General features: G+C 60.9%; 18 protein-coding genes. 7 read left to right on the top strand and 11 right to left on the bottom strand.

Going from position 1 to position 20,899, the window contains the following annotated elements; all coding sequences use genetic code 11:
* The first annotated feature begins 170 nt into the window (after positions 1-170).
* On the top strand, positions 171-875 hold the full coding sequence (locus tag VGU61_RS21835) for a glutathione S-transferase N-terminal domain-containing protein (RefSeq protein ID WP_326861426.1): 705 nt from the start codon (positions 171-173) through the stop codon (positions 873-875).
* Positions 876-993: 118 nt separating this feature from the next.
* On the opposite strand, the gene VGU61_RS21830 is transcribed toward VGU61_RS21835, so the two are convergent.
* Both VGU61_RS21830 and VGU61_RS21825 read right to left on the bottom strand, forming a co-directional pair.
* On the bottom strand, positions 994-1,617 hold the full coding sequence (locus tag VGU61_RS21830; RefSeq protein WP_326861425.1) for a hypothetical protein: 624 nt from the start codon (positions 1,615-1,617) through the stop codon (positions 994-996).
* Between the two features lie 154 nt (positions 1,618-1,771).
* Positions 1,772-3,427: a phosphoethanolamine--lipid A transferase gene (locus tag VGU61_RS21825; protein WP_326861424.1), complete on the bottom strand. Its 1,656-nt coding sequence runs from the start codon at positions 3,425-3,427 to the stop codon at positions 1,772-1,774.
* Between the two features lie 272 nt (positions 3,428-3,699).
* Between VGU61_RS21825 and VGU61_RS21820 the strand changes: the two genes are divergently transcribed.
* Positions 3,700-4,548, top strand: a complete 849-nt coding sequence (locus tag VGU61_RS21820; RefSeq protein ID WP_326861423.1) for a polyprenyl synthetase family protein — start codon at positions 3,700-3,702, stop codon at positions 4,546-4,548.
* Positions 4,549-4,650: 102 nt separating this feature from the next.
* Here VGU61_RS21820 and VGU61_RS21815 read toward each other — a convergent pair whose 3' ends face one another.
* The 8 genes from VGU61_RS21815 to VGU61_RS21780 form a co-directional block, all read right to left on the bottom strand.
* Positions 4,651-5,589, bottom strand: coding sequence for a phytoene/squalene synthase family protein (locus VGU61_RS21815; protein WP_326861422.1), 939 nt, complete (start codon positions 5,587-5,589; stop codon positions 4,651-4,653).
* Positions 5,586-7,136, bottom strand: a complete 1,551-nt coding sequence (locus VGU61_RS21810) for a phytoene desaturase (protein WP_326861421.1) — start codon at positions 7,134-7,136, stop codon at positions 5,586-5,588. Before VGU61_RS21810 ends, VGU61_RS21815 begins: the two co-directional genes overlap by 4 nt.
* Entirely contained in the window at positions 7,088-8,239 is a 1,152-nt protein-coding gene (crtY, locus tag VGU61_RS21805; protein ID WP_326861420.1) for a lycopene beta-cyclase CrtY, read from the bottom strand. The genes VGU61_RS21810 and crtY overlap by 49 nt, the downstream gene beginning before the upstream one ends.
* Entirely contained in the window at positions 8,232-9,551 is a 1,320-nt protein-coding gene (locus VGU61_RS21800; protein WP_326861419.1) for a glycosyltransferase, read from the bottom strand. Before VGU61_RS21800 ends, crtY begins: the two co-directional genes overlap by 8 nt.
* Positions 9,509-10,234, bottom strand: coding sequence for a fatty acid desaturase (locus tag VGU61_RS21795; RefSeq protein WP_326861418.1), 726 nt, complete (start codon positions 10,232-10,234; stop codon positions 9,509-9,511). The genes VGU61_RS21800 and VGU61_RS21795 overlap by 43 nt, the downstream gene beginning before the upstream one ends.
* Complete coding sequence (locus VGU61_RS21790; RefSeq protein ID WP_326861417.1) at positions 10,231-10,704, bottom strand: beta-carotene hydroxylase; 474 nt, start codon at positions 10,702-10,704, stop codon at positions 10,231-10,233. Before VGU61_RS21790 ends, VGU61_RS21795 begins: the two co-directional genes overlap by 4 nt.
* A 477-nt stretch (positions 10,705-11,181) precedes the next feature.
* Positions 11,182-12,303, bottom strand: coding sequence for an ABC transporter substrate-binding protein (locus VGU61_RS21785; protein ID WP_414691683.1), 1,122 nt, complete (start codon positions 12,301-12,303; stop codon positions 11,182-11,184).
* Positions 12,304-12,522: 219 nt separating this feature from the next.
* Entirely contained in the window at positions 12,523-13,446 is a 924-nt protein-coding gene (locus tag VGU61_RS21780; protein ID WP_326861415.1) for a helix-turn-helix domain-containing protein, read from the bottom strand.
* A 189-nt stretch (positions 13,447-13,635) separates the two neighbouring features.
* On the opposite strand from VGU61_RS21780, the gene pobA reads away from it, so the two are divergent.
* A complete protein-coding gene (gene pobA, locus VGU61_RS21775; RefSeq protein ID WP_326861414.1) occupies positions 13,636-14,817 on the top strand; it encodes a 4-hydroxybenzoate 3-monooxygenase in 1,182 nt (393 codons plus the stop codon).
* 24 nt (positions 14,818-14,841) lie between these two features.
* On the opposite strand, the gene VGU61_RS21770 is transcribed toward pobA, so the two are convergent.
* Positions 14,842-15,357: a LapA family protein gene (locus tag VGU61_RS21770; protein WP_326861413.1), complete on the bottom strand. Its 516-nt coding sequence runs from the start codon at positions 15,355-15,357 to the stop codon at positions 14,842-14,844.
* A 341-nt stretch (positions 15,358-15,698) separates the two neighbouring features.
* Between VGU61_RS21770 and mtnP the strand changes: the two genes are divergently transcribed.
* The 4 genes from mtnP to VGU61_RS21750 all read left to right on the top strand — a co-directional run bounded on the left by mtnP (position 15,699) and on the right by VGU61_RS21750 (position 20,669).
* A complete protein-coding gene (mtnP, locus tag VGU61_RS21765) occupies positions 15,699-16,544 on the top strand; it encodes an S-methyl-5'-thioadenosine phosphorylase (protein ID WP_326861412.1) in 846 nt (281 codons plus the stop codon).
* A gap of 21 nt (positions 16,545-16,565) precedes the next feature.
* On the top strand, positions 16,566-17,528 hold the full coding sequence (gene arsS / locus VGU61_RS21760; RefSeq protein ID WP_326861411.1) for an arsenosugar biosynthesis radical SAM (seleno)protein ArsS: 963 nt from the start codon (positions 16,566-16,568) through the stop codon (positions 17,526-17,528).
* A gap of 308 nt (positions 17,529-17,836) precedes the next feature.
* Positions 17,837-19,975: an FAD-dependent oxidoreductase gene (locus VGU61_RS21755; RefSeq protein ID WP_326861410.1), complete on the top strand. Its 2,139-nt coding sequence runs from the start codon at positions 17,837-17,839 to the stop codon at positions 19,973-19,975.
* 13 nt (positions 19,976-19,988) lie between these two features.
* Positions 19,989-20,669, top strand: coding sequence for a TIGR04283 family arsenosugar biosynthesis glycosyltransferase (locus VGU61_RS21750; RefSeq protein WP_326861409.1), 681 nt, complete (start codon positions 19,989-19,991; stop codon positions 20,667-20,669).
* The last annotated feature ends 230 nt before the right edge of the window (positions 20,670-20,899 follow it).

Below are 20,899 nucleotides of genomic sequence, written 5' to 3'. Positions count from 1 at the left end.
ACAGCGGATGGCTTGCTTGCCTTGTCGCGTCAACATCGCGAAATGCGCAAATCATGTACCCTAACCGTCCGTAACATGCCACGCCGATGCATCGGTGTGTCGGGATAGTGTCCCAGGTAAAGTCCTATCCCGTTGCAAGCGGCGGCTTTCCATCAATCAAAGGACTCCCCATGCCCGATCTATCCGCATTTCCCATTACAAAGAAGTGGCCCGCAGCCCATCCCGATCGACTGCAGCTTTATTCCCTGCCCACGCCGAACGGCGTCAAGGTGTCGATCATGCTGGAAGAGACGGGATTGCCTTACGAACCCCATCTCGTCAGCTTCGAAAAGAACGACCAGACCTCGCCGGAATTCCTGTCCCTCAATCCGAATAACAAGATACCGGCCATCCTCGACCCCGACGGGCCCGGCGGCAAGCCGCTCGCCCTGTTCGAGTCCGGCGCGATCCTGATCTATCTTGCCGAGAAGACCGGCCGCTTCATTCCCCAGGATGCCGCCGGGCGTTACGAAACGATCCAGTGGCTGATGTTCCAGATGGGCGGCGTCGGGCCGATGTTCGGACAGCTCGGCTTCTTCCACAAGTTCGCCGGCAAGGATTATGAAGACAAGCGGCCCCGCGACCGCTACGTCGCGGAATCGAAGCGGCTGCTCGGTGTGCTCAATCAGCGCCTCGCGGACCGAACATGGATCATGGGCGACGACTACACCATCGCCGATATTGCCACCTTCCCATGGGTTCGCAACCTGATCGGCTTCTATGCCGCGGGCGATCTCGTCGGCATCAAGGATTTCCCGCATGTCACAAGGGCGGTCGAGCTGTTCGTCGCGCGTCCCGCGGTGGAGAAGGGCTTGTCGATTCCAAAGCGAGATTGAGTAGCGCGGTCGGTTCGGATGCGCGCATTTGTCATGGCAAGAGTGAATACTCCCGAACCGACCTCAGTGACAGAGCCGCTAGCACAGCACGGTTGCTTTCTCGGGGAGTTGAACCCAGTCAACGAGCATGAGCAAGTGCCCAACCCAACCAGATGAGATTTGCAACTGCCAGCAGAATGTAACTAAGCAGGTTCGCACGAAACACGGCGGGCCTTAACTGGTTTTTGGAATACCGAGGTTCGTAGTGACCGATTACGTGCGCCTCCGTGATATAGGACGCAAAAAAGAACGGAGTCAGTAAGGCGAGCGAAGCCGTTGGCACCATCCAGTACAACTCGCCCTCGTATGGAATTAGCCATGGTGCCTGCCAAGTGACGGCAAGCAGCTTTTCTGCGGGCGTGGCTATGCCATACGCCGTGCCTCCGCCCGTACCTCCCTGCAAGGCAAATAGCCCCGCCCAAGTAAAAGGGATTCCCGCTACGGTCGATAACACATTCGCTATCGCAACCGACCTGACCCTCGAAATCACCCTTGTTCCAAGCATGCGGCCCAATACGAACGCTTCCAGTGCGATCACGGGAAGCATCGCGACGACCATGGCGGGAAGCGTCAGGGCGAGCATCGGAACGCCCATATTTGCGCTTGCGTCGCCAGCGAAGGAGAGCAGAAGGAAACTGGCGGCGAGCCTGCGCAGTTGAATCGCATGTATTTTCATAGCAAGCATGTGACCAGTTTTGCTCAAAGGCTGGCTGCTTGCCAAGGTCCAATCACATTGGTATCAAAGCGCAATACCGGGCGTGGCGCCAGGTGAAAATGTGACGATCATCCTGTAGTCGGAAGGATATTCCGCCTCAATCGACCGTACCATCGGCGCAAAGCGCTACATGCTCATCAAGTCATTGCGGCTCCACGCGGCAGGGCGCAAGCATATCCATCCCGCTCCGGTAGGCATCGCTTCTCGTCTCCGTTGCGCCGAGGAGGGTGTGATAGATGTTGTCGTGGCTGAATCGCAGCGGCAACTGGCGCTGCAGGCAGGCTTGATCCAGCTTCATTCTTTGCGCATATCCATCCGACATCCAGAAGATGAGCGGAATCCGCTTCTGCTCGTCCGGTGCGACCGGATAAGGTGCGCCATGCAGGAATACTCCTTTCTCTCCCAACGATTCGCCATGGTCGGAAACGTAGAGAAGCGCCGTATCGAAGCGGGATGCCTTCTTCAGGATCTCGATCTTCCTTGCCAGAACATGATCGGTGTACAAAATGGTGTTGTCATACGCGTTGCGAACCTCTTCCAGGCTGCATGAATCGAGCGCATTGCTTTTGCAGGCAGGCTTGAAGATTTCGAACGCCGGCGGATAGCGCTTGAAGTAGGCCGGTCCGTGGCTGCCCATCTGGTGAAACGCGATCACCGTATCGCCCGCGAGGCCGGCAATACGCTCCTCCAGTCCTTCGAGCAGGAGTTCATCGAAACAGGATTCATCGTTGCAAAGATGTGCCGGGCCCCGGTCAAGGTAGGTGAATGACCGGACCCGTTCGCTGAAGATCCTGCTGCCGGAATTGTTGGCACGCCATTCAGTGTGGATTCCGGCCTTCGTCAGGGTATCCAGCGCATTCCTGTCGTATTGCGCTTTCGCCACATTGAACCGTTCGCGGCCGAGCGGCGAGAACATGCACGGCAGCGACACGACGGTGGAAGTGCCGCAGGACTCGACATTGCGGAAGTACAGGAGATTGCCGGTGCCGCTCAGCCGCGGATTGGTGTGGAGCGCATAGCCGCCCAACTGGAAGTTTGCATGCCGGGCGGTTTCGCCGATGACCAGGAACACCAGCAGCGGTTTGGCGCCCGCTGCCTTCTCGATTCGCCGTGGCGCACCAGCCAAATCGCCTGGGCGGTCGTGACCGATTCCCTGGATGCTCGACCGCGCGAACTGGATCGCGCCATGCACCGCAGCGCCCGGAACGGAAAAGTAGTGGAGATGTTTATGGTCCGATGCGAAAGCGCTGAATCGTGATGGAAAGGCCATCATGACGATGGCCGCAAATGTGCATGCCGCCGCAAGGAACATGCCGCGCTGCCGCAGATGGCTGCGCAGAGGCAGCGACGGCATCCGGGTCCCTCCGACAAGGAACAGCGGCAGAACGCCCAGGCCCAACGTGTAGAGAAGAAGCCGCGGACTGATCATGGACGTCGCTTCGCCCCGGTTCGCGTTCACGAGGCTGCGGATCATTTCCTGATCGATGGCGATTCCGAAGCTGTCGGCGGAAAACGAAGCGGCGGCACCAATCGGGAAAAGCAGGCCGGTGACGGTGAGCATCAAACGTTTCCCCGGAACCATTAGCAGTACCGCTGCGTAAAAAATCAGGAGCAGTATGCAGAGTGAAAAGAGGAAAAGAGCATCCTGCAGATTGCCTTGCCAGAATGCAGCAACAGTTTCATGCCAGAAGCGGTAATTGAAGAGTACGAGAAAAAGCCCGGCAAAAAAAAGGGTGAAGGTTATCGGCGAGCGAAAGTGTATTTCGACGATTCCCTTGTTCCTTTCCGCAGCCTTCATGTCTTCGTTCGCGAACTTGTCGATTTATATGGGACTCGTATTCATATCAAACCGTTCATGCATCGAGCTACCAGACAACGAGGTTTGAAACGCTGCAGGGACGAAAAATTTCCTCGCATCCAGTCCGGCTTTAGATATAGATCAACAGGTCTGTCCATGACATACGTAGACGGGCGAAAGCACGCGTATTTATGGAGGTAGTCACTTTACAATCCGAAAAGCTTCGATCATCCTGATCTGTAACACCCATCGAATCAGAAACGCGAGGGACAATGCTGGCTATCAATGCTGTTGACTATACTGCGGGCGACTGGATCACGCAGACGAGGCAGATGATCGAGGACCAACTTGATCATCATTTAAGTCTTGGACAAACCTCGCCGGTCTCCGAGGCAATGCGCTATAGCGTCCTGGCGGGGGGCAAGCGGATACGTCCGCTTCTCACGATGGCTGTTACCAAGTACCTCGGCTGTGTGCCGGCGCATACCATCGATGTCGCATGCGCGATCGAGATGATCCATTCTGCATCCCTGATCCTCGATGATCTGCCCTGCATGGATAACGACAACGTGCGACGCAACCGGGTATCGACGCATGTGAAGTTCGGCGAAAGCCTGACCATCCTTGCGGCGGTTTCCCTGCTGACACACAGCCAATGCATGATCGCCTCGCATGACAGCCTGCCGGGCGAACTCCGGCTGAAGCTGATCAGGTTGCTGTGCGATACGGTCGGCGCGCAAGGTCTCTCGCTGGGGCAATACATCGACCTGAATACGAAAGTCGAGACGACCAGTCCGGCCGCCATCTCGGATATGCATCACCTCAAGACCGGCGTTCTGTTTGTCGCCGCGGCAAAAGCGGCCTGCATGGCTGCGGATGCATCGCCTGAAAAGCAGCAGCAGGTCATGCATTTCACCACCAATATCGGCCTGGCATTTCAGCTCCTCGACGATATCAAGGATGCGGATGCCGAGGAAACGAATCTGGTGACCCGGATAGGCGTGACGAGTGCACAGCGGAAAGTACGCGAGTATCTTCAGGCCGCCAACATCGCGATCGAAGGAGAACAGAACGCCGAAGTGCTGCAGAGTTTCGTCAGGGAGTTTTTCAGAAAAACCTAGTCGGCGGAGGCCGGCCGCGCCAGGCTGACAGCCGAATTTTCAACATGTCCGCGCCGGCCGGTGCCGGCGGTCAATGCGGATAGTGCATGCGGCGCGGTCGTGTCAGTAGCTCGCCTTGGTCCAGAGTCCGGAACGTCCCGCCGACTTGTCACGATCTCTTTGGCTCACCGCGTTCACCGCGACGAACCAGCCATGACACAGGTGCCATACCTTCCGGCTTCCGGAAATCTGGGTGCGCCCGTTCCAAGCATCCACGCCGCCCGAATGCACCCGCAGGCCGATATCCCGATAGATCAGCAACGCACTCGCGATGGCCCAGGCGCAACGCCAGGGAAGTTGAGACATGCCTATCCTGGCCGACGCATAGTAGCGCTCCGCGAGTTCGACCAGTTCGCAGGCGAGTGCGTGCAGCGCGGCCCGGTGTTGCGGGAGATGAATGTCTTCCCGTGGAATCCGCATCCGTTCCAGCCATTCCTCCGGCAGGTAGCAGCGGCCGATACGCATATCGTCGATGACATCGCGCGCGATATTGGTGAGCTGGAAGGCGATGCCGAGGTCGGCGGCACGATGCATGACTTCACGATCCCTGACGCCCATGATCTGCGCCATCATCACACCCACCACGCCGGCGACGTGATAGCAGTAATGAAGCGTATCGTTCAGCGTCGGAAATCGGGCTTCGGTGGCGTCCAGCGCGAAGCCGTCCAGCAGGTCGAACAGATGGCGCCGCGCAATGCCGTGCTTGCGCACTACCTGCTGCAGCGCGGCGAATGCCGGTATGTCGCTGGACTGGCCGTCGGCGATGCGCGCGGTTTCGGTTTGCAGCAACCGTAGCCGTTCCAGCTTTTCGTCCCGATCCAGGGTTTGCGATCCGTGGCCCAGCGTCTGGCCGTCGATGACGTCGTCGCAGTAGCGGCACCATGCATACAGCATCGTCACGCTTTGCCGCGTGTCCTTGTCGAACAGCATGGCCGCTTTCGCAAAGCTCTTCGAGCCCTGCTTGATCGTCATTTCACTGTAAGAGGCAAGATTTTGCATCATGCTGCGCTCCGGGTGAGTTGCTCGTCGAGGATGATGCGCGCGGTTGCCTTTGCCGATCCGACCACTCCCGGTATGCCGGCCCCGGGATGGGTTCCGGCTCCGACGAAATACAAGCCCTTGATCTGCTGGTCCTTGTTGTGTGTGCGGAAGTAGGCGCTCTGCCAGAGCACCGGCTCCAGCGAGAACGCCGAGCCGACATGCGCGTTCAATTCATCGCGAAAATCATGCGGCGTGAAAATGCGCGACGTGACGAGATCTTTCTTCAGGCCGGGAATGTAGTGCTGCTCAAGGTAATTGAAAATGCGGTCGCGGTAGCGCGGACCTTCGGTGCGCCAGTCGATGTCGGCGTTCCCAAGATGCGGCACCGGGGCAAGCACGTAGTAGGCGCTGTGCCCCGGCGGCGCGAGCGAAGTATCGGTGACGGTGGGGGCATGCAGGTAGAGCGAAAAATCCTCGGCCAGCGTGTGTCCATGGAAAATATCCTGCAGCAGTTCGCGGTAGCGCGGACCGAACAGCACGGTGTGGTGCTGCAGGTCGGTGCGCACGCCTTTCAATCCGAAATAGATGACGAACAGCGACATGCTGAAGCGCTTTTTCTTCAGGCTGGCCGCTTTCCGCTGCGCCTCGGTATTCCGGCGCAGCAGCTTGTCGTAGGTATGCACCACATCGGCGTTGCTGGCGCAGAACAGGGAAGGAATCTGTTCGCCTGATTGCAGCCGCACGGCCGTGACGCGTCCCTGTTCCGCGACGATTTCGTCGACATCGGCATTGAGGCGTATCTCCCCGCCCAGTTCCGTGAACAGTTTCAGCATGCCCTGAATCAAGGCGCCGGTGCCGCCCTGCGGAAAGAAGACACCCCATTGCCGCTCCAGCGCATGGATCAGCGCATAGATGGAAGAGGTTTCGAACGGATTGCCGCCGACCAGCAGCGAATGGAAACTGAAGGCCTGCCGCAGATGCGGATCCTTGATGAAGCGCGACACGATGCCATACACGCTGCGATAGCTTTCCAGCTTGATGAGTTGCGGCGCGACGCGGATCATGCTGCGGAAGTCCGGGAAGGGAACATGCCCGAGCTTGACGTAGCCTTCCTCCAGCACTGCCTTGGAGTAGTCGAGGAATTTTCGGTAGCCCTGCACATCGGACGGCGACTTGGCGCCGATCTGGCGGTCGAGTTCGGCCTGGTCGTTCACATAATCGAAGCGATAACCGTCTTCCCAGCACAGGCGGTAGAAAGGGCTGACCGGCAGCATGCGCACATAGTCGTCCAGGCGCTTTCCGGACAGGGCAAACAGTTCTTCCAGCGCCGTCGGGTCGGTGATCACCGTCGGTCCGGCATCGAAGGTGAATCCCTGGTCGTGATAGACATATGCCCGGCCTCCCGGCTTGTCGCGCTTCTCCAGGATGAGCGTAGGGATGCCGGCCGACTGCAGCCGCAGCGCAAGGGCCAGCCCGCCGAAGCCGCTGCCGATGACGATCGCTTTCTTGACGTTGGCTTTTATGATGGTTCCTTTCCCATGTTGCACATGGCTTTGACCGCTCCCCATACAGGTACCGGCGGCTTGCCGACGAGGATGCGGCATTTGTCGGACAACGTCGGCTGCGCGGCGTAGAAGCGCTCGATGAGTTGCTGCGGTAATTTGTAGAAGCGCTGCAGGAGCCGGTAGCGCTGCGCCGGCGCGCTGGCGAAGAAGAGCATCCGGTTCAGCAGGCGCATGAATAGCTGGCTGTGCCATTGCCGAACTGAAAAGTCGCGGACATGGCGATAGACCGAATCCGCATCCAGTGTCTTCATGCATGCGATGCCGTCTGCAAGGCGCACGGCGAACAGCAGCGAGTAACCGGTCGTGGCGTGAAAAAGGGCGGCGCGCATTCCGCTGCACGGCAGCGCGCCCGGCTTGTCTTCCCAGAAGCGCTCGATGTCGCCGGACAGCGCGATGGGCAATACGCCTGATTCCTCGCGCTCGATCACCGCTCCCTGCCAGCCCCGGCTTTCCATGTAGGCGCGGATGCCGTTCCGGATGACCGGAAGATCGAGGTCCGGCGTCGTGCTGTAGTAGGTGTCCTCGACCAGGATGCGGTTCTCGCTGAAGGGGAGGGTATAGACGAAACGATAGCCGTCGTGCTGCGCCACGGTGGCATCCATGATGACGGGCAGCGCCTGCCCGTGGGGATGGGGCAGCACGACTTCATGGCCGACGAATTTCTGGTACGCATAGCGCATGTGGGCCGATGCGGCATGGCCACGGCCATCGATCACCGCGTGCGCGTCATATAGCCGGCCGTTGATGCGCACGCTGTTCCTGCCGACGTCGGCGACCGACGCATCGAGCAGGAACGCACCGTCGAGCGCCTCGCTCAGTACCTCGTGCAGGCGTTCGGAGCTGATGCTGTAGCAGGCGGTATCCAGCCTGCGGCGATGTCCCGGGAAACGCACTTCGTAAGCAGGCCATGTCCGCACGATCAGCGGGCGTATCCAGGCATGTTGCGCCGGCGTCAGGTCGCGCTCATAGAACGACCAGGTGTGGTTGCCGCCGATGCGCGATTCCTTCTCCACCAGCAACAGGCGCAGCTCAGGCCGCAGCTGGCGCAAACGCCATGCGATGAGGCTGTTGGCCAGGCCGCCGCCGACGAGGATGAGGTCATGCATGATGGAGTTGCTCCTCGATCACATCGCAGGCCCGGTGTACGCCCTGCTCCGCGCGGGTCCGGTCGGCCAGTGCGGCGGCCTTGTCCCGCATCTCCGCGGTCGTCATCGCCTTTTGCAGTGCCTTGCGCAAGGTGGCATGGCCGGGCCGCCGTTCCCTGATGAAGATTGCCGTGCCGAGGCGGCTCAGGCGCATTGCATTGTCGAACTGGTCGTGCGCATGCGGCACGACGACCTGCGGCTTGCCGGACTGCAGCGCCTTGAAGGAGGTGGCCACGCCGCCGGAATGCACGATGACGGCGGCATGCGGAAAGATCTGCTCGAAGGGCGCGTAGTCGATACGGAAAGCCCAATCGGGCAAGGGCGCGTCGAACGAAGCGGATGCGGCGAGCCCGCCCATCACCAGCAGGGCGCGCATGCCGAGCGATCCGGCTGCCTTGAGACTTTGCTGATAGAAATCGCCGGCGTCGTTGCTCGATGCGGAAGACAGCGTGAACACGGCGAGCGGGCGCGATGTCCGGCCGAGAAATTCTTTCAGGTCCGCGGGCAGGGAAGCGTTCTCCGGAAGGTACAAGGCGGTGCCGGTCTGCACCGCCGACGCCGGCCAGTCCGGTTGCGGACCGCCCAGGAGCGGGGAGAACATCGCCATCACGCAAGCCGGCGAATGCTGGCCCTCGTACATCGGATGCTCCTGCCGGGCGATCCCCAGCTCGCGCCGGAAGTCGATGACCGGCTTGACCCAATCTTCGGTGTGTTTCTTCACGTAATGGAACACCCGGCTGTGGAATTCCGGCGATCGGCCGCACAGCCATGGCAGTAGGGGAACGGGCAGGTAGTTCGGCCTCTCGTGCACCGAGAAGAAGGACATGGGCTGCAACACGGCGGACACCCAGCGGATGCCGGTTTTCGCGGCGACGAGCGGTGCGGCGAGTGCCATCAGGGACTGGCTGACGAGCATGTCGGCGCCGCGTGTGGCCTGCGCCAGGTCGTTGTAACTGGTGCGTATGGCCGGTCCGAGATATTCCTTGTAGACAAATTCCCCGCCACTCTTCGGATGCATGTACTTCGCATGGAAGGCGGGCGTGTTGTCGGGATCCGGGCGCATGTGCCGAAAGCCGAGGCCGGCCTGCGCCACATGCGGCTGATGATGGGTGCTGGTGGCCACCGTGACGCGGTGGCCGCGCCGCTGCAGCTCGCAGCCCAGGGCAAGGAAGGGGTGCAGATCGCCGAGCGAGCCTGTCGTGGCAAGGACGATATGACGCGGTCCGGCGGTCATGGCGACGGCGCCTTCCTGATCGACGGCAGGCGCCACCACGGCACGCCAGGTTGCAGGTGGTGCTCATGGTGGTAACCGAAATGAAAGCAGGTCAGCAGGGATGACAGGTAGCCGAACTGGTTGCTGCGCGAATTGTGGTGGTCGGGAAAGAGGGGCTTTGACTGCGCGTGGGTATGGCGATGCGGAAGATAGGTGCCGAAATAAAAGAGCTGGAATGACGACAGGATGCCCGGCACGGCGAAAAACAGCAGGATGTTTTCCACCCTGGCGCCGAGCAGCAGGTAGACGCCGACGCGGATCGCCATGATAAGCAGTTCCCGTTGCCGGAAGTAGGTTTTCAGGAAGCGGCCATACCAGGCGATTGCCTGTCCCGGCGTGTCCGGCGCGAAATCTGGATCGTCCACCGAGCCGGGATTGCGATGGTGCGCATGATGCTTGGGGCACAGCTGCCTAAATGAAAAGCCGGCATACAGTCCGACGGCCAGCGCGCCGATGCGGTCGCCCGCCGCGCGGTTGGCCGGCCACAGCGAGCCATGCATGGCGTCATGGGCAACGATATACATGCCGACCGACAACCAGGTCAGCAACAAAATCAGGCCGAGCGACAGAAGCGGACGTGACAGGTCGGCGAAGAACACGCCGTAGACATGCAGGACGAGCCAAGCGCCCATGATCAGCGCGGTCAGAAACAGCCCGATCCATGTCTGCCTGGCGGAGCTCATGGCACTTTCTTTCTTTCGCGCAGCTCCTCACGCAAGGCCTCCACCGGCGGCGTGTACAGAAAGCCGAAGGAAACAGCGCCCTCGCGGGTGCGCACCGCGTGGTGCAGGTGATGCGCTGTCTTCAGGCGTTGCAGATAACGGTTCTTCGGCTGCCACTTGAGCGGCAGACGCCGGTGGATCAGCACATCGTGGAGAATGCTGTACAGCAAGCCGTAGAGCGTGATGCCGAATGCCACCCACCACAGCGGCGCATCGGTGCCGCCGCCCACTGCGAAGAGGATAATCGTCGCCGATGCGAACACCACCGCGTAGAGGTCGTTCTTTTCCCACCGGGCGGATTTGCCGGGCAGGTGATGCGACTGGTGCCAGCCCCAGCCGATGCCATGCATGACGTACTTGTGGAACAGCGTCACGGCGAATTCCATGACGAGCAGAGTGGCAACGACGATCAATATGTTGGAAAGCTTCATGCCGGGCGATGTCGGTTCAGCCGGGGTTCGCTTGAGCGGCCGGCAATTCTTGCTGCATTTGCTGAGGGTGTCGACTTTTGGACTAGGTATCCGGCGCGATGTTCAGACGTGCGGAGTGCCGGGTTTTAAAATACTGTATTTCTGTCGTAGACAAAGAGGGTGTTTGTGCAAGTATGATGTCGATCAAACTGCTTGATTCCCGATTGACTATTTGTGCTTCGGGGTAACCGAGAATCTTGCAATTGATCACTGTGGGATTTCTGTAAGACAGGACCGCCAAAGATTGATGACGGACTAGGGACGGAAATTGTGCAGGCGTAAGGTACAAGGGGAAGAGGACCTTGCAGGATTGTCAGATAAGCAAATTCGACTGTCCGCCTTCTGATTGCTAAATTCTTGCTTCGCCGCCAAAAACCAAAAGCCCCGCACGCTCACGCGCCGGGGCTTTCGCAACAAATGACTTCCGGTGCCAGTGATTTACTTCCCCGGATCCTTCATATCCGCGAACTTGTCGAACTCGACGTTGTACAACTCGCCGTTCACCTTCTCCACCTTACGCACATACACCGTTTGCACAACGTCGCGCGTGGCCGGGTCGATCATGATGGGCCCGCGCGGGCTGTTGATTTTCATGCCCTTGAGCACGTCCATCGCCTTGTCGCCGTCAATCTTGCCGTTGAGCTTCTTCGCCACTTCATAGATCGCATGCATGCCGTCATAACCGGCCACCGCCATGAAGTTCGGGCGGCCACCATTCGGGTTGGCATCGGCGAACTGTTTCAGGAAGGTCTTGTTTTCGGGTGAATCATGGGCGGCGGAATAGTGGAAGGTAGTGATCACGCCGAGCACCGCATCGCCCATTGCCGGGAGCACGTGGTCGTCGGTGAGATCGCCGGTGGCGATGACCTTGATGCCGGCATCGGCGAGGCCGCGCTCGCGGTAGCCCTTCATGAAGGCGATGCCCTGTTCACCCGCCGGCACGAAGATGAAGACCGCTTCCGGCTTGGCGTCCTTGATGCGCTGGATGAAGGGGGCGAACTCCGGATTGCGCAGCGGCACGCGGATCGATTCCAGCACCTGTCCGCCGCCGCCGGTGAAGGTGTTCTTGAAGGCGGTTTCGGCATCGATGCCGGGGCCGTAGTCGGCTACCAGCGTCACCACCCGCTTGATGCCGTTTTTCGCCGCCCAGGTCGCCATTGGCGCTGAAATCTGGGGCAGGGTCATCGACACGCGGGCGATGTAATCGGACTTGGTCGTGATGACGGAGGTCGCCGCGTTCATGATGATCATCGGCTTCTTCGCCTGCTGCGCGATTGGCGCCACCGCCAGCGCTTCCGGCGTCAAACCAAAGCCGGCGAGGAAATCCACCTTGTCGCGCACCACCAGTTCCTGCGCCAGCCGCTTGGCGACTTCCGGCACCGGGCCGGTGGTGTCCTTGGCGATGATCTCGATCTTCTTGCCGGCGACGGTGTCGCCATGCTGTTTCATGTAGGCCTTGATGCCGCCTTCCATCTGCTTGCCGTAATCGGCAAAGGGGCCGGAGAACGGCGCCACCAGTCCGATTTTGATGGTTTCCTGCGCCTGCGCGCCGAACGACATCAGACCCGCCACGCCGATTGTCGCAACCGATCTCCATAGTGTCTTCAGTTTCATGCCTGTCTCCTCTTGTAATGATCTGGAAGTACGCCATACGAACCTGGCCGGAACATTGATCCTGATCCATGCCGAAGCCGATTTGCCGATCGATCATATCCCACGATATGTTCGTTCAACAGATACCTGTGCGGTAGGCGAACCGTTTGTCCGAAAACCCTGCTATCAGCGGTGCAGGGCTTCCGCCTGCTGGCGGAATTGTTTCGGCGACAGGCCGGTTGCCCGCTTGAAGAAGCGGGTGAAGTAGGCCGGGTCGGCAAACCCGACGGCATAGGCAGCCTCGCTGACCGTCATCGAGGTATAGATGAGGGTGCGTTTCGCTTCGAGAACAATACGTTCATGAATCATCTCCAGCGCGGATTTGCCAGCCGTCTGCCGGCACAGCAGGTTGAGATGGGCGGCGGAAATGCCGAGCGCCGCCGCATAGGCCGCGACCGGCTGATGACTCAGGTATTGTTCCTCCAGCATGTCGCAGAAACGCACGAAGTGGCCGCCGGAGCGGGGAGCCGGGCGGGATTGCGAAGGGGGTTGTTGCGGTTGCGCATCGAATGCGCTTCGCGTCAGGCGAATCAGGATGGTCGTCAGCAGCGCTTCCACCAGTGCCTCGCGCTGCGGCAGGTTGGCGGCATATTCCTCGTTGATCGCATGGAACGACATCCGCAGGGAATCGCCTTCGGCATCCTCCGCGAGCCGGTGCAGGCTCGGACGTCCGAAGCGGGCGAACCGGCTGGCGAAGCGGTCGCCGAGGCGGCGCGTCAGCTGATGAATCAACGGATAGGCGAGGGTGAATACATACCCGACGGCATCACGCTCGAAGCGGAAGCCGTGAATGCAGAACTGCGGAACCATCAGCACTTCCCCGGCCTGCATGCGGCTGGTCCTGTCGTCGAGCCGGACCTCGGCTTCGCCCTTCTCCAGGTAGAGGATCTGGAACAGGCCGCTGTGCTGGTGCGGCTTGATATGCCAGTTGTGCAATTTGCTGCGGGCGGCGATCGCCTCGCAGTGCACCATGTCCGGCGTCGGCCACGGCTCCCGTTCGCCATACAGCTTGTAAGTCGGAATGGGAGGAATGGCGGTGTCCGTGTCCATGGAGGGCGGGTTCCTTGCGCGTGACCGTAAAACCGGATCGTATCAGAAGCGGAAAATATGCGAAAAGTGCAAATGTTTCGCATAAAAGTCCCTTCCAGGAAGCGCGGTTTCATCCGACTATGAATGGAAACAACATCCTTATTCGCCTCGCCCCGGATGGCCGGCGGCCAGGGAGACCGGAGACGAACAATGAAGACACAGGTAGCCATCATCGGCGCCGGCCCGTCCGGCTTGCTGCTCGGCCAGCTGCTCCACCTGCAGGGCATCGACACGGTCATCCTCGAAGCGCGCACGCCCGAATACGTGCTGAGCCGGATACGCGCCGGCGTGCTGGAGCAAGGCACGGTCGACCTGCTGCGCGAGGCACAGGCGCATTCCCGCATGGACCGCATCGGCCTGATACATGAAGGCGTAGCCCTGTCGTTCAACGGCCGCTGCGAACGCATCGACCTGAAAAACCTGAGCGGCGGCAAGACGGTGATGGTCTACGGACAGACCGAAGTCACCCGCGACCTGATGGATGCGCGCGCCGGCAACGGCGGCATCAGTATCTATGAAGCGCAGGATGTCCGGCTGCATGATGTTTACTCGGACAAGCCGCGTGTCACCTTCGTCAAGGACGGGGAAGAGGTGACGCTGGAATGCGACTTCATCGCCGGCTGCGACGGCTTCCACGGCGTATCGCGGCAGTCGGTGCCGGCGGATGCGATCAAGACGTTCGAGCGCGTCTACCCGTTCGGCTGGCTTGGCATCCTGTCGGAAACTCCGCCGGTGTCGCATGAGCTGATCTACGCCAACCACCCGCGCGGCTTCGCGCTGTGCAGCATGCGGCATTCGATGCTGAGCCGCTACTACGTGCAATGCACGCTGGAAGACAAGGTGGAGGAATGGCCCGATGAGCGCTTCTGGGAGGAATTGAAGATTCGGCTGCCCGCGCATGCCGCCGCATCGCTGGTGACCGGCCCGTCGATTGAAAAGAGCATCGCGCCGCTGCGCAGCTTCGTTGCCGAGCCGATGAAATTCGGGCGCTTATTCCTGGTCGGAGACGCCGCGCACATCGTGCCGCCAACCGGCGCCAAGGGACTCAATCTCGCCGCCGGCGACGTGCGCACGCTGTACCGCATCCTGCGCAAGCATTACCAGGAGGGCCGGTCGGACCTGCTGGACCGGTATTCGGAGATATGCCTCAGGCGGGTCTGGAAAGCCGAGCGGTTCTCGTGGTGGATGACGTCGATGCTGCACAAGTTCTCGGACGATCCGTTCGCCCAGCGCATCCAGCTCGCCGAACTGGAGTACTACACCGGTTCCCTCGCGGGCCGGACCACCATTGCGGAAAACTATGTCGGCCTGCCTTACGAACCGATAGAGTAATCACCGCGCCGCAGCGGGACCGCGTCAGTGCTCGTGCCGGATCACCGTGGCCGGCAGCACCGGGCGGTGCGCCTCGCGCTCCAGCCGGTCCTCGATCTCGCCGAGCTGGGCCGCCATGGAATTTCCCGACTCTTCCAGCGACATGCTCAGCTTCTGTTCCATGCGGTCGATGCGAGCCTGTATGGCGGCATTGGATTCCGCATCCCGTACCGCCACCGCCTGCAGTTCCCCTTCGATGAAGCGCCGCAGCTCGGTGAAACGCGATGCCTCGGCGCGGTCGGCAAGTTCGCGGTGCGCCTGCAGTTCGCGCGCATGGCGGCGCGCTTCCAGCAGTACCGAGGTTTGCAGGGTGACGATGTATGTCAGGAATACGGCAGCGAGGACGGCCAGCAGGCCCAGCATGATCATGCCGAGCGGCGCAACGATGGTCGCCACCCCGAACGACACCGTCGTCGTGGCGAGGAAGGCGTTCCAGTTCAGCGCCACGAAGGCGATGATGAGGATCAGCACCGCCGCTAAAAATACATTACGCAGTTTCAAGGCTATTCTCCTTGTGGAAATTCCGGAGGCAACCGTCCGCATGCCGCTCGCTGCCATGGGTCGCCAAATCTTCGGCTCGTATAAGAATGAGTTGAATTAATCCAATTTGTTCCACAGTCAAGCTTGATATGGACGAAACCGAAAGAGCCGTCGGCACGTATATGACTCGTGACCAATGAGCGTGCAGCGCCGCGAGCGCATTCCCGCGCTTCGGTGTAAGGTTTCAGCTCGGCGCGCGACTTAGACAAAACCGGCGGCGAAACTGTCTGGCAGGAAACGGACGCGGGGCCAGTATGCGGGCTCGCGTAAGAGAGGCGATTCATATAACAAGGACGACTTCGATGCTTGCGATCATCGGCGGAACAGGGGTGTACCAGCTTGACGGACTGGAAGTATTGGACAACATCGACGTGCAAACGCCGTTCGGTGCGCCGTCGGCACAGATAGTGCGCGGTCGCATGGGCCATCAGGAAATCCTTTTCCTGGCAAGGCATGGCACGCAGCACACCCACTTGCCGCACGAAATCAATTACCGCGCCAATATTTTCGCGCTCAAGTCGCTGGGCGCAACGCAGATCATCGGCATTTCCGCTGTCGGCAGTCTGCGCGAACAGATCGCGCCCGGCGACCTCGCCGTCCCCGAGCAGTATTTCGATTGGACCAGGGGGCGTCGCGCAGCCAGCTTCTTCGGCGGCGGCATTGCGGCCCACATCTCCACCGCCAATCCGGTCAGCGGCCAGCTTGCGCGATGGATCGCCGCCCATGCCGGCAGGCTAGGCATCACGCTCCATGGCGGCGTCACCTACGCCTGCGTCGAAGGCCCGCGGCTCGGCACCCGCGCCGAAAGCCATTTTCTGCGGCAGGCCGGCTGCGATCTCGTGGGCATGACGAATGTGCCGGAAGCCTTTCTCGCCCGCGAGGCGCAGATCTGCTACGCCACGATCGGCATTGCCACTGACTACGACTGCTGGATGGAAGACCCGGCCCAGCATGTGAGTGTCAGTTCCATTTTCACGCTGTACCGCCAGAGCCTGGAAAAAGTGCGCGACCTCCTGGTCGCCCTGCTCAATGACGACAGGGCGCCCGAGGAGCCGGAAATCCGCTCCGCGCTCGCTCATGCCATGCTGACGCCGGAGAGCGCTCTGAATGAAGAGCAACTCGACTGGCTTGCAGTTCTCAAACGCTGAACCCGATCTGGAGATCACCCGATGCATGCCACCTACCCGCTGCTGAAAAAGACCGATTTCCCTCCGATCCGGCGGAAGACGCTCGATACCCTGCAGGTCAACCTCGGCTACAAATGCAACCAGACCTGCCAGCACTGCCACGTCAATGCCGGGCCGACCCGCAAGGAAATGATGGATAGGGAAACCGTCGATCTCGTCTTGCAGGTGTTGCGGGACCGGAAGCTGTCGACGCTGGACGTCACCGGCGGCGCGCCGGAAATGAACGACCACTTCCGCCACCTGGTGCGGGAGGCGAGGGCACTCGGCGTGCGTGTGATCGACCGCTGCAACCTCACCATTCTTTTCGAGCCGGGTTATGAGGACATGGCTGAATTCCTGGCGCGGCATGAGGTGGAAATCACCGCGTCGCTCCCATGCTATTCGCAGAAAAATGTCGACCAGCAACGTGGCGACGGCGTGTTCGACAAGAGCATCGCCGGCCTGCGACTGCTCAATTCGCTCGGCTACGGACGCGATGGCGGCCCGGCGCTCAGCCTGGTGTACAACCCGCAGGGACCGTCGCTGCCGCCGAACCAGCAAAAACTGGAAGCGGATTACAAGCGCGAGCTGATGCAGCATTTCGGCATCGACTTCACCCGCCTGTATGTGCTGGCGAACATGCCGATCCAGCGTTTCGGCAGCATGCTGATCTCGAAGGGGCAGTTCGTCGACTACATGAACCTGCTCAAGCACAACTACAGCAGCGCCAATCTCGACGGCGTGATGTGCCGTACGCTGGTAAGCGTGGACTGGCAGGGGCATTTGTACGACTGTGACTTCAACCAGATGCTGGCGATGCCGGCACGCCTGAATCGCACTGGCAGGCCGCATCTGCGGGACTTGCTGGAGCGCGAAGTGGAGGGTGAGCCGATTGCGATCGCGGATCACTGCTACGGGTGTACGGCCGGACAGGGGAGCAGTTGCGGAGGGGCGTTGGCAGCTTGAGGATGTAGCTGGGGATGAAGCCGGGGTTTCGCAATGCATGCATTGCGCCGGCTGAATCGGAGCCGCCTATGAGCGGCGACGTGGACAGGTTGTAAGCGAACCCGCTCCTTCCCCCTCGTAGGGGAAAGGCTAGGATTGGGTGTGAAGGCCGTGCAACTGCATGTGATGGCTCAACCTCACTACCCCCATCTCACCCTTCCCCCTGCGAGGGGGAAGGAGCTCTTCGGATCAGTTTCGTAGTGAGTCTTCATGGCGATTGACCTATCAAAGCAAAATTCAAAACCGAGTTCAACCAACAACCCCAAAAAATGAACCGCCAAAAACTCCTCATCCTCCTCGCCATCACCGCCGCCGTCGCGGCGTTCTTCCTCCTCGACCTCGACCGCTACTTCAGCCTCGACTTCCTCAAATCCAGCCAGCAATCCTTCCGGTCCTACTACGAGGCGCATCCGGCGCAGGCGATGCTGATCTACGTCGCCATCTACATCACGGCAACCGCGCTGTCCCTCCCCGGCGCCACCATCATCACGCTGGCCGGCGGCGCGCTGTTCGGCCTCGCCATCGGTACGCTGCTGGTATCGTTCGCGTCCGCCATCGGCGCCACGCTCGCCTTCCTCATGTCGCGCTACCTGCTGCAGGACTGGGTGCGCGGACGATTCGGCAAGCGCCTCGCGCCGATCGACGAGGGCATCGCGCGCGACGGTCCGTTCTACCTCTTCACCCTGCGGCTGGTGCCGCTGTTCCCGTTCTTCCTTGTCAACCTGCTGATGGGCCTGACGAAGATCCGCACCTGGACCTTCTACTGGGTCAGCCAGGTCGGGATGCTGGCAGGCACGCTGGTCTATGTGAACGCCGGCACCCAGCTCGCGCGCATCGACAGCCTGCGCGGCATCGCATCGCCGGCGGTGATCGGCTCCTTCATCCTGCTCGGCATCTTCCCGCTGGTCGCGCGCAAGGCGCTGCACGCTTTCAAGGCGCGGCAGGTGTATGCGAAGTGGAAAAAGCCGGCAAAATACGATCGCAACCTGATCGTCATCGGCGCGGGCGCGGCAGGGCTCGTGACGTCGTATATCGCCGCCACGGTGAAGGCAAAAGTCACCCTGATCGAAGGACACAAGATGGGTGGCGACTGCCTCAACTTCGGCTGCGTGCCGTCGAAGGCGCTCATCCGCTCGGCGAAGTTCGTCAAGCAGGCGCGTGAATCCGCCTCCCTTGGCATCGCCAAAGCCGATGTTAGTTTCGATTTTGCCGACGTAATGGCGCGCATCCAGCGGGTGGTCCGCGACATCGAGCCGCATGATTCGGTCGAGCGCTATACCGGCCTGGGCGTCGATGTGGTGCAGGGCAAGGCGAGGATCGTATCGCCGTGGGAAGTGGAAGTGAACGGACGACGCCTGACGACCCGCAGCATCGTCATCGCCGCCGGCGCGCGCCCGCTGGTGCCGCCGATTCCCGGCATCCATGATGCGGGTTATCTGACGTCGGATACGCTGTGGTCGCTGAAGGAACTGCCAAAGCGGATGGTGGTGCTCGGCGGCGGCCCGATCGGCTGCGAACTCGCGCAGGCATTCGCCCGTTTCGGCAGTGCCGTGACGCAGGTGGAAATGGCGCCGCGCCTGATGGGGCGCGAGGATGAGGATGTCGCCGCGCTTGTCACCGCCGCGCTGGAGAGCGATGGCGTAACGGTAATGACCGGCTTCAGGGCGGTGCGCTGCGAAAACAACGGCGGCATCAAGCGCCTGTTCGTGCAGCAGGACGGCGGCAGGGAAGTCGCCATCGAGTTCGACCTGCTGCTCTGCGCCGTCGGACGCGCCGCCCGCACCGAAGGCTATGGTCTCGAAGAACTCGGCATTCCGCTGACGCCGCGCAAGACCATCGACACCGACGGCTATCTGCAGACCCTGTATCCCAATATCTATGCCTGCGGCGACGTCGCCGGTCCGTACCAGTTCACCCACACCGCCGCGCACCAGGCATGGTTCGCCGCCGTCAACGCGCTGTTCGGCCAGTTCAAGCGCTTCCGCGCCGACTACAGCGTGATCCCCTGGTGTACCTTCACCGCGCCGGAAGTCGCCCGCGTCGGATTGTCCGAACAGGAAGCGAAGGAGCAGGGCGTCGCGTACGAAGTGGCCCGGTTCGACATTGCCGAGCTCGATCGCGCCATCGCCGATGAAGCGGCATCCGGCTTCGTCAAAGTGCTGACAGTCCCGGGGAAGGACCGCATCCTCGGCGTCTGTATCGCCGGCGAACATGCCGGCGAACTGCTGGCGGAATACGTGCTGGCGATGAAACACGGCATCGGTCTCAACAAGATACTCGGCACCATCCACACCTATCCTACGATGGCGGAAGCGAACAAGTACGTCGCCGGCGAGTGGAAGCGCGCCCATGCGCCCCAGAAATTGCTGCAATGGGTCGGCCGCTACCATGCCTGGCGGCTGGGCTGACGAAGGTAGGCCGATGCTGTCGATCATCCTGCCCGTACTGAATGAAGCAGAGCACATCGCCGCATCCCTGACGCGGCTGCAGGCATTGCGGGCCGACGACGTGGAACTGATCGTGGTCGATGGCGGCAGCAGCGACGACACGGTCAGGCTTGCAACGCCGCTGGCAGACAGGCTGGTTCATGCGCACCGCGGGCGGGCGCGGCAGATGAATGCCGGCGCCGCGCTCGCAAAAGGCGACATCCTGCTGTTCCTGCATGCCGACACGGAGCTGCCCCGCGATGCGCTGAACGCGATGCAAGAAGTGCGGGAGGGCCTCGCATCGCCGGCGCACGCATGGGGGCGATTCGACGTACGCATCGAAGGCCGCTCGCGGATGTTCGTCCTGATCGCGGCGCTGATGAACCTCCGCTCCCGCATCACCGGCATAGCGACAGGCGACCAGGCGATCTTTGTAAGGCGCGATGCGTTCAATGCGGTCGGCGGGTTCCCGGAACAACCGCTGATGGAAGATATCGAACTGTCCAGGCTGTTAAAGTCGCGAACGAAGCCGCTATGCTTGCGTGAGAAGGTAACCACCTCGGGCAGGCGATGGGAAAAATACGGTATCTGGCGAACGATTGTATTGATGTGGCGGCTGCGGTTGCTGTACTGGATGGGAATACCGGCGGAGCGGCTGGCGAAGGCGTACAGGTAATGCGAGCAAGCAAAGGCCGCGCATAGAGGCTATGGGGTTGAAATCCGCTTGGCGCTTTGGTCCCCATTTCTCCGGGAGAAGGAGTACGCGCTTGCAAGCGCGTACCGTTATGCAGGCGGACAGCATGCTGTCCTAATTCCCTGCAAAACCCTGCGCGGGAATGACAAGGATTAAATCGCTTTGCCGGTTGTGTGACCATCAAGAGTTTGAAGTTGCCGATAGGACGTCCA

Origin of the sequence: Noviherbaspirillum sp. (genome assembly GCF_035944575.1) — a bacterium.
Lineage (GTDB): Bacteria > Pseudomonadota > Gammaproteobacteria > Burkholderiales > Burkholderiaceae_D > Noviherbaspirillum.
The sequence above is the reverse complement of the archived record's forward strand: the minus strand, read 5'-3'. Positions and strand labels throughout refer to the sequence as shown.

Coding starts and splice junctions, on each gene's coding strand:
- pobA (WP_326861414.1), top strand. CDS start 13,636: ATGAAGACACAGGTAGCCATCATCGGCGCCGGCCCGTCCGGCTTGCTG.
- VGU61_RS21825 (WP_326861424.1), bottom strand. CDS start 3,427: ATGAAGGCTGCGGAAAGGAACAAGGGAATCGTCGAAATACACTTTCGC.
- arsS (WP_326861411.1), top strand. CDS start 16,566: ATGCATGCCACCTACCCGCTGCTGAAAAAGACCGATTTCCCTCCGATC.
- VGU61_RS21780 (WP_326861415.1), bottom strand. CDS start 13,446: ATGGACACGGACACCGCCATTCCTCCCATTCCGACTTACAAGCTGTAT.
- VGU61_RS21815 (WP_326861422.1), bottom strand. CDS start 5,589: ATGATGCAAAATCTTGCCTCTTACAGTGAAATGACGATCAAGCAGGGC.
- VGU61_RS21795 (WP_326861418.1), bottom strand. CDS start 10,234: ATGAGCTCCGCCAGGCAGACATGGATCGGGCTGTTTCTGACCGCGCTG.
- crtY (WP_326861420.1), bottom strand. CDS start 8,239: ATGCATGACCTCATCCTCGTCGGCGGCGGCCTGGCCAACAGCCTCATC.
- VGU61_RS21750 (WP_326861409.1), top strand. CDS start 19,989: ATGCTGTCGATCATCCTGCCCGTACTGAATGAAGCAGAGCACATCGCC.
- VGU61_RS21790 (WP_326861417.1), bottom strand. CDS start 10,704: ATGAAGCTTTCCAACATATTGATCGTCGTTGCCACTCTGCTCGTCATG.
- VGU61_RS21820 (WP_326861423.1), top strand. CDS start 3,700: ATGCTGGCTATCAATGCTGTTGACTATACTGCGGGCGACTGGATCACG.
- VGU61_RS21785 (WP_414691683.1), bottom strand. CDS start 12,303: ATGTCGTTCGGCGCGCAGGCGCAGGAAACCATCAAAATCGGACTGGTG.
- VGU61_RS21755 (WP_326861410.1), top strand. CDS start 17,837: ATGAACCGCCAAAAACTCCTCATCCTCCTCGCCATCACCGCCGCCGTC.
- mtnP (WP_326861412.1), top strand. CDS start 15,699: ATGCTTGCGATCATCGGCGGAACAGGGGTGTACCAGCTTGACGGACTG.
- VGU61_RS21835 (WP_326861426.1), top strand. CDS start 171: ATGCCCGATCTATCCGCATTTCCCATTACAAAGAAGTGGCCCGCAGCC.
- VGU61_RS21810 (WP_326861421.1), bottom strand. CDS start 7,136: ATGGGGAGCGGTCAAAGCCATGTGCAACATGGGAAAGGAACCATCATA.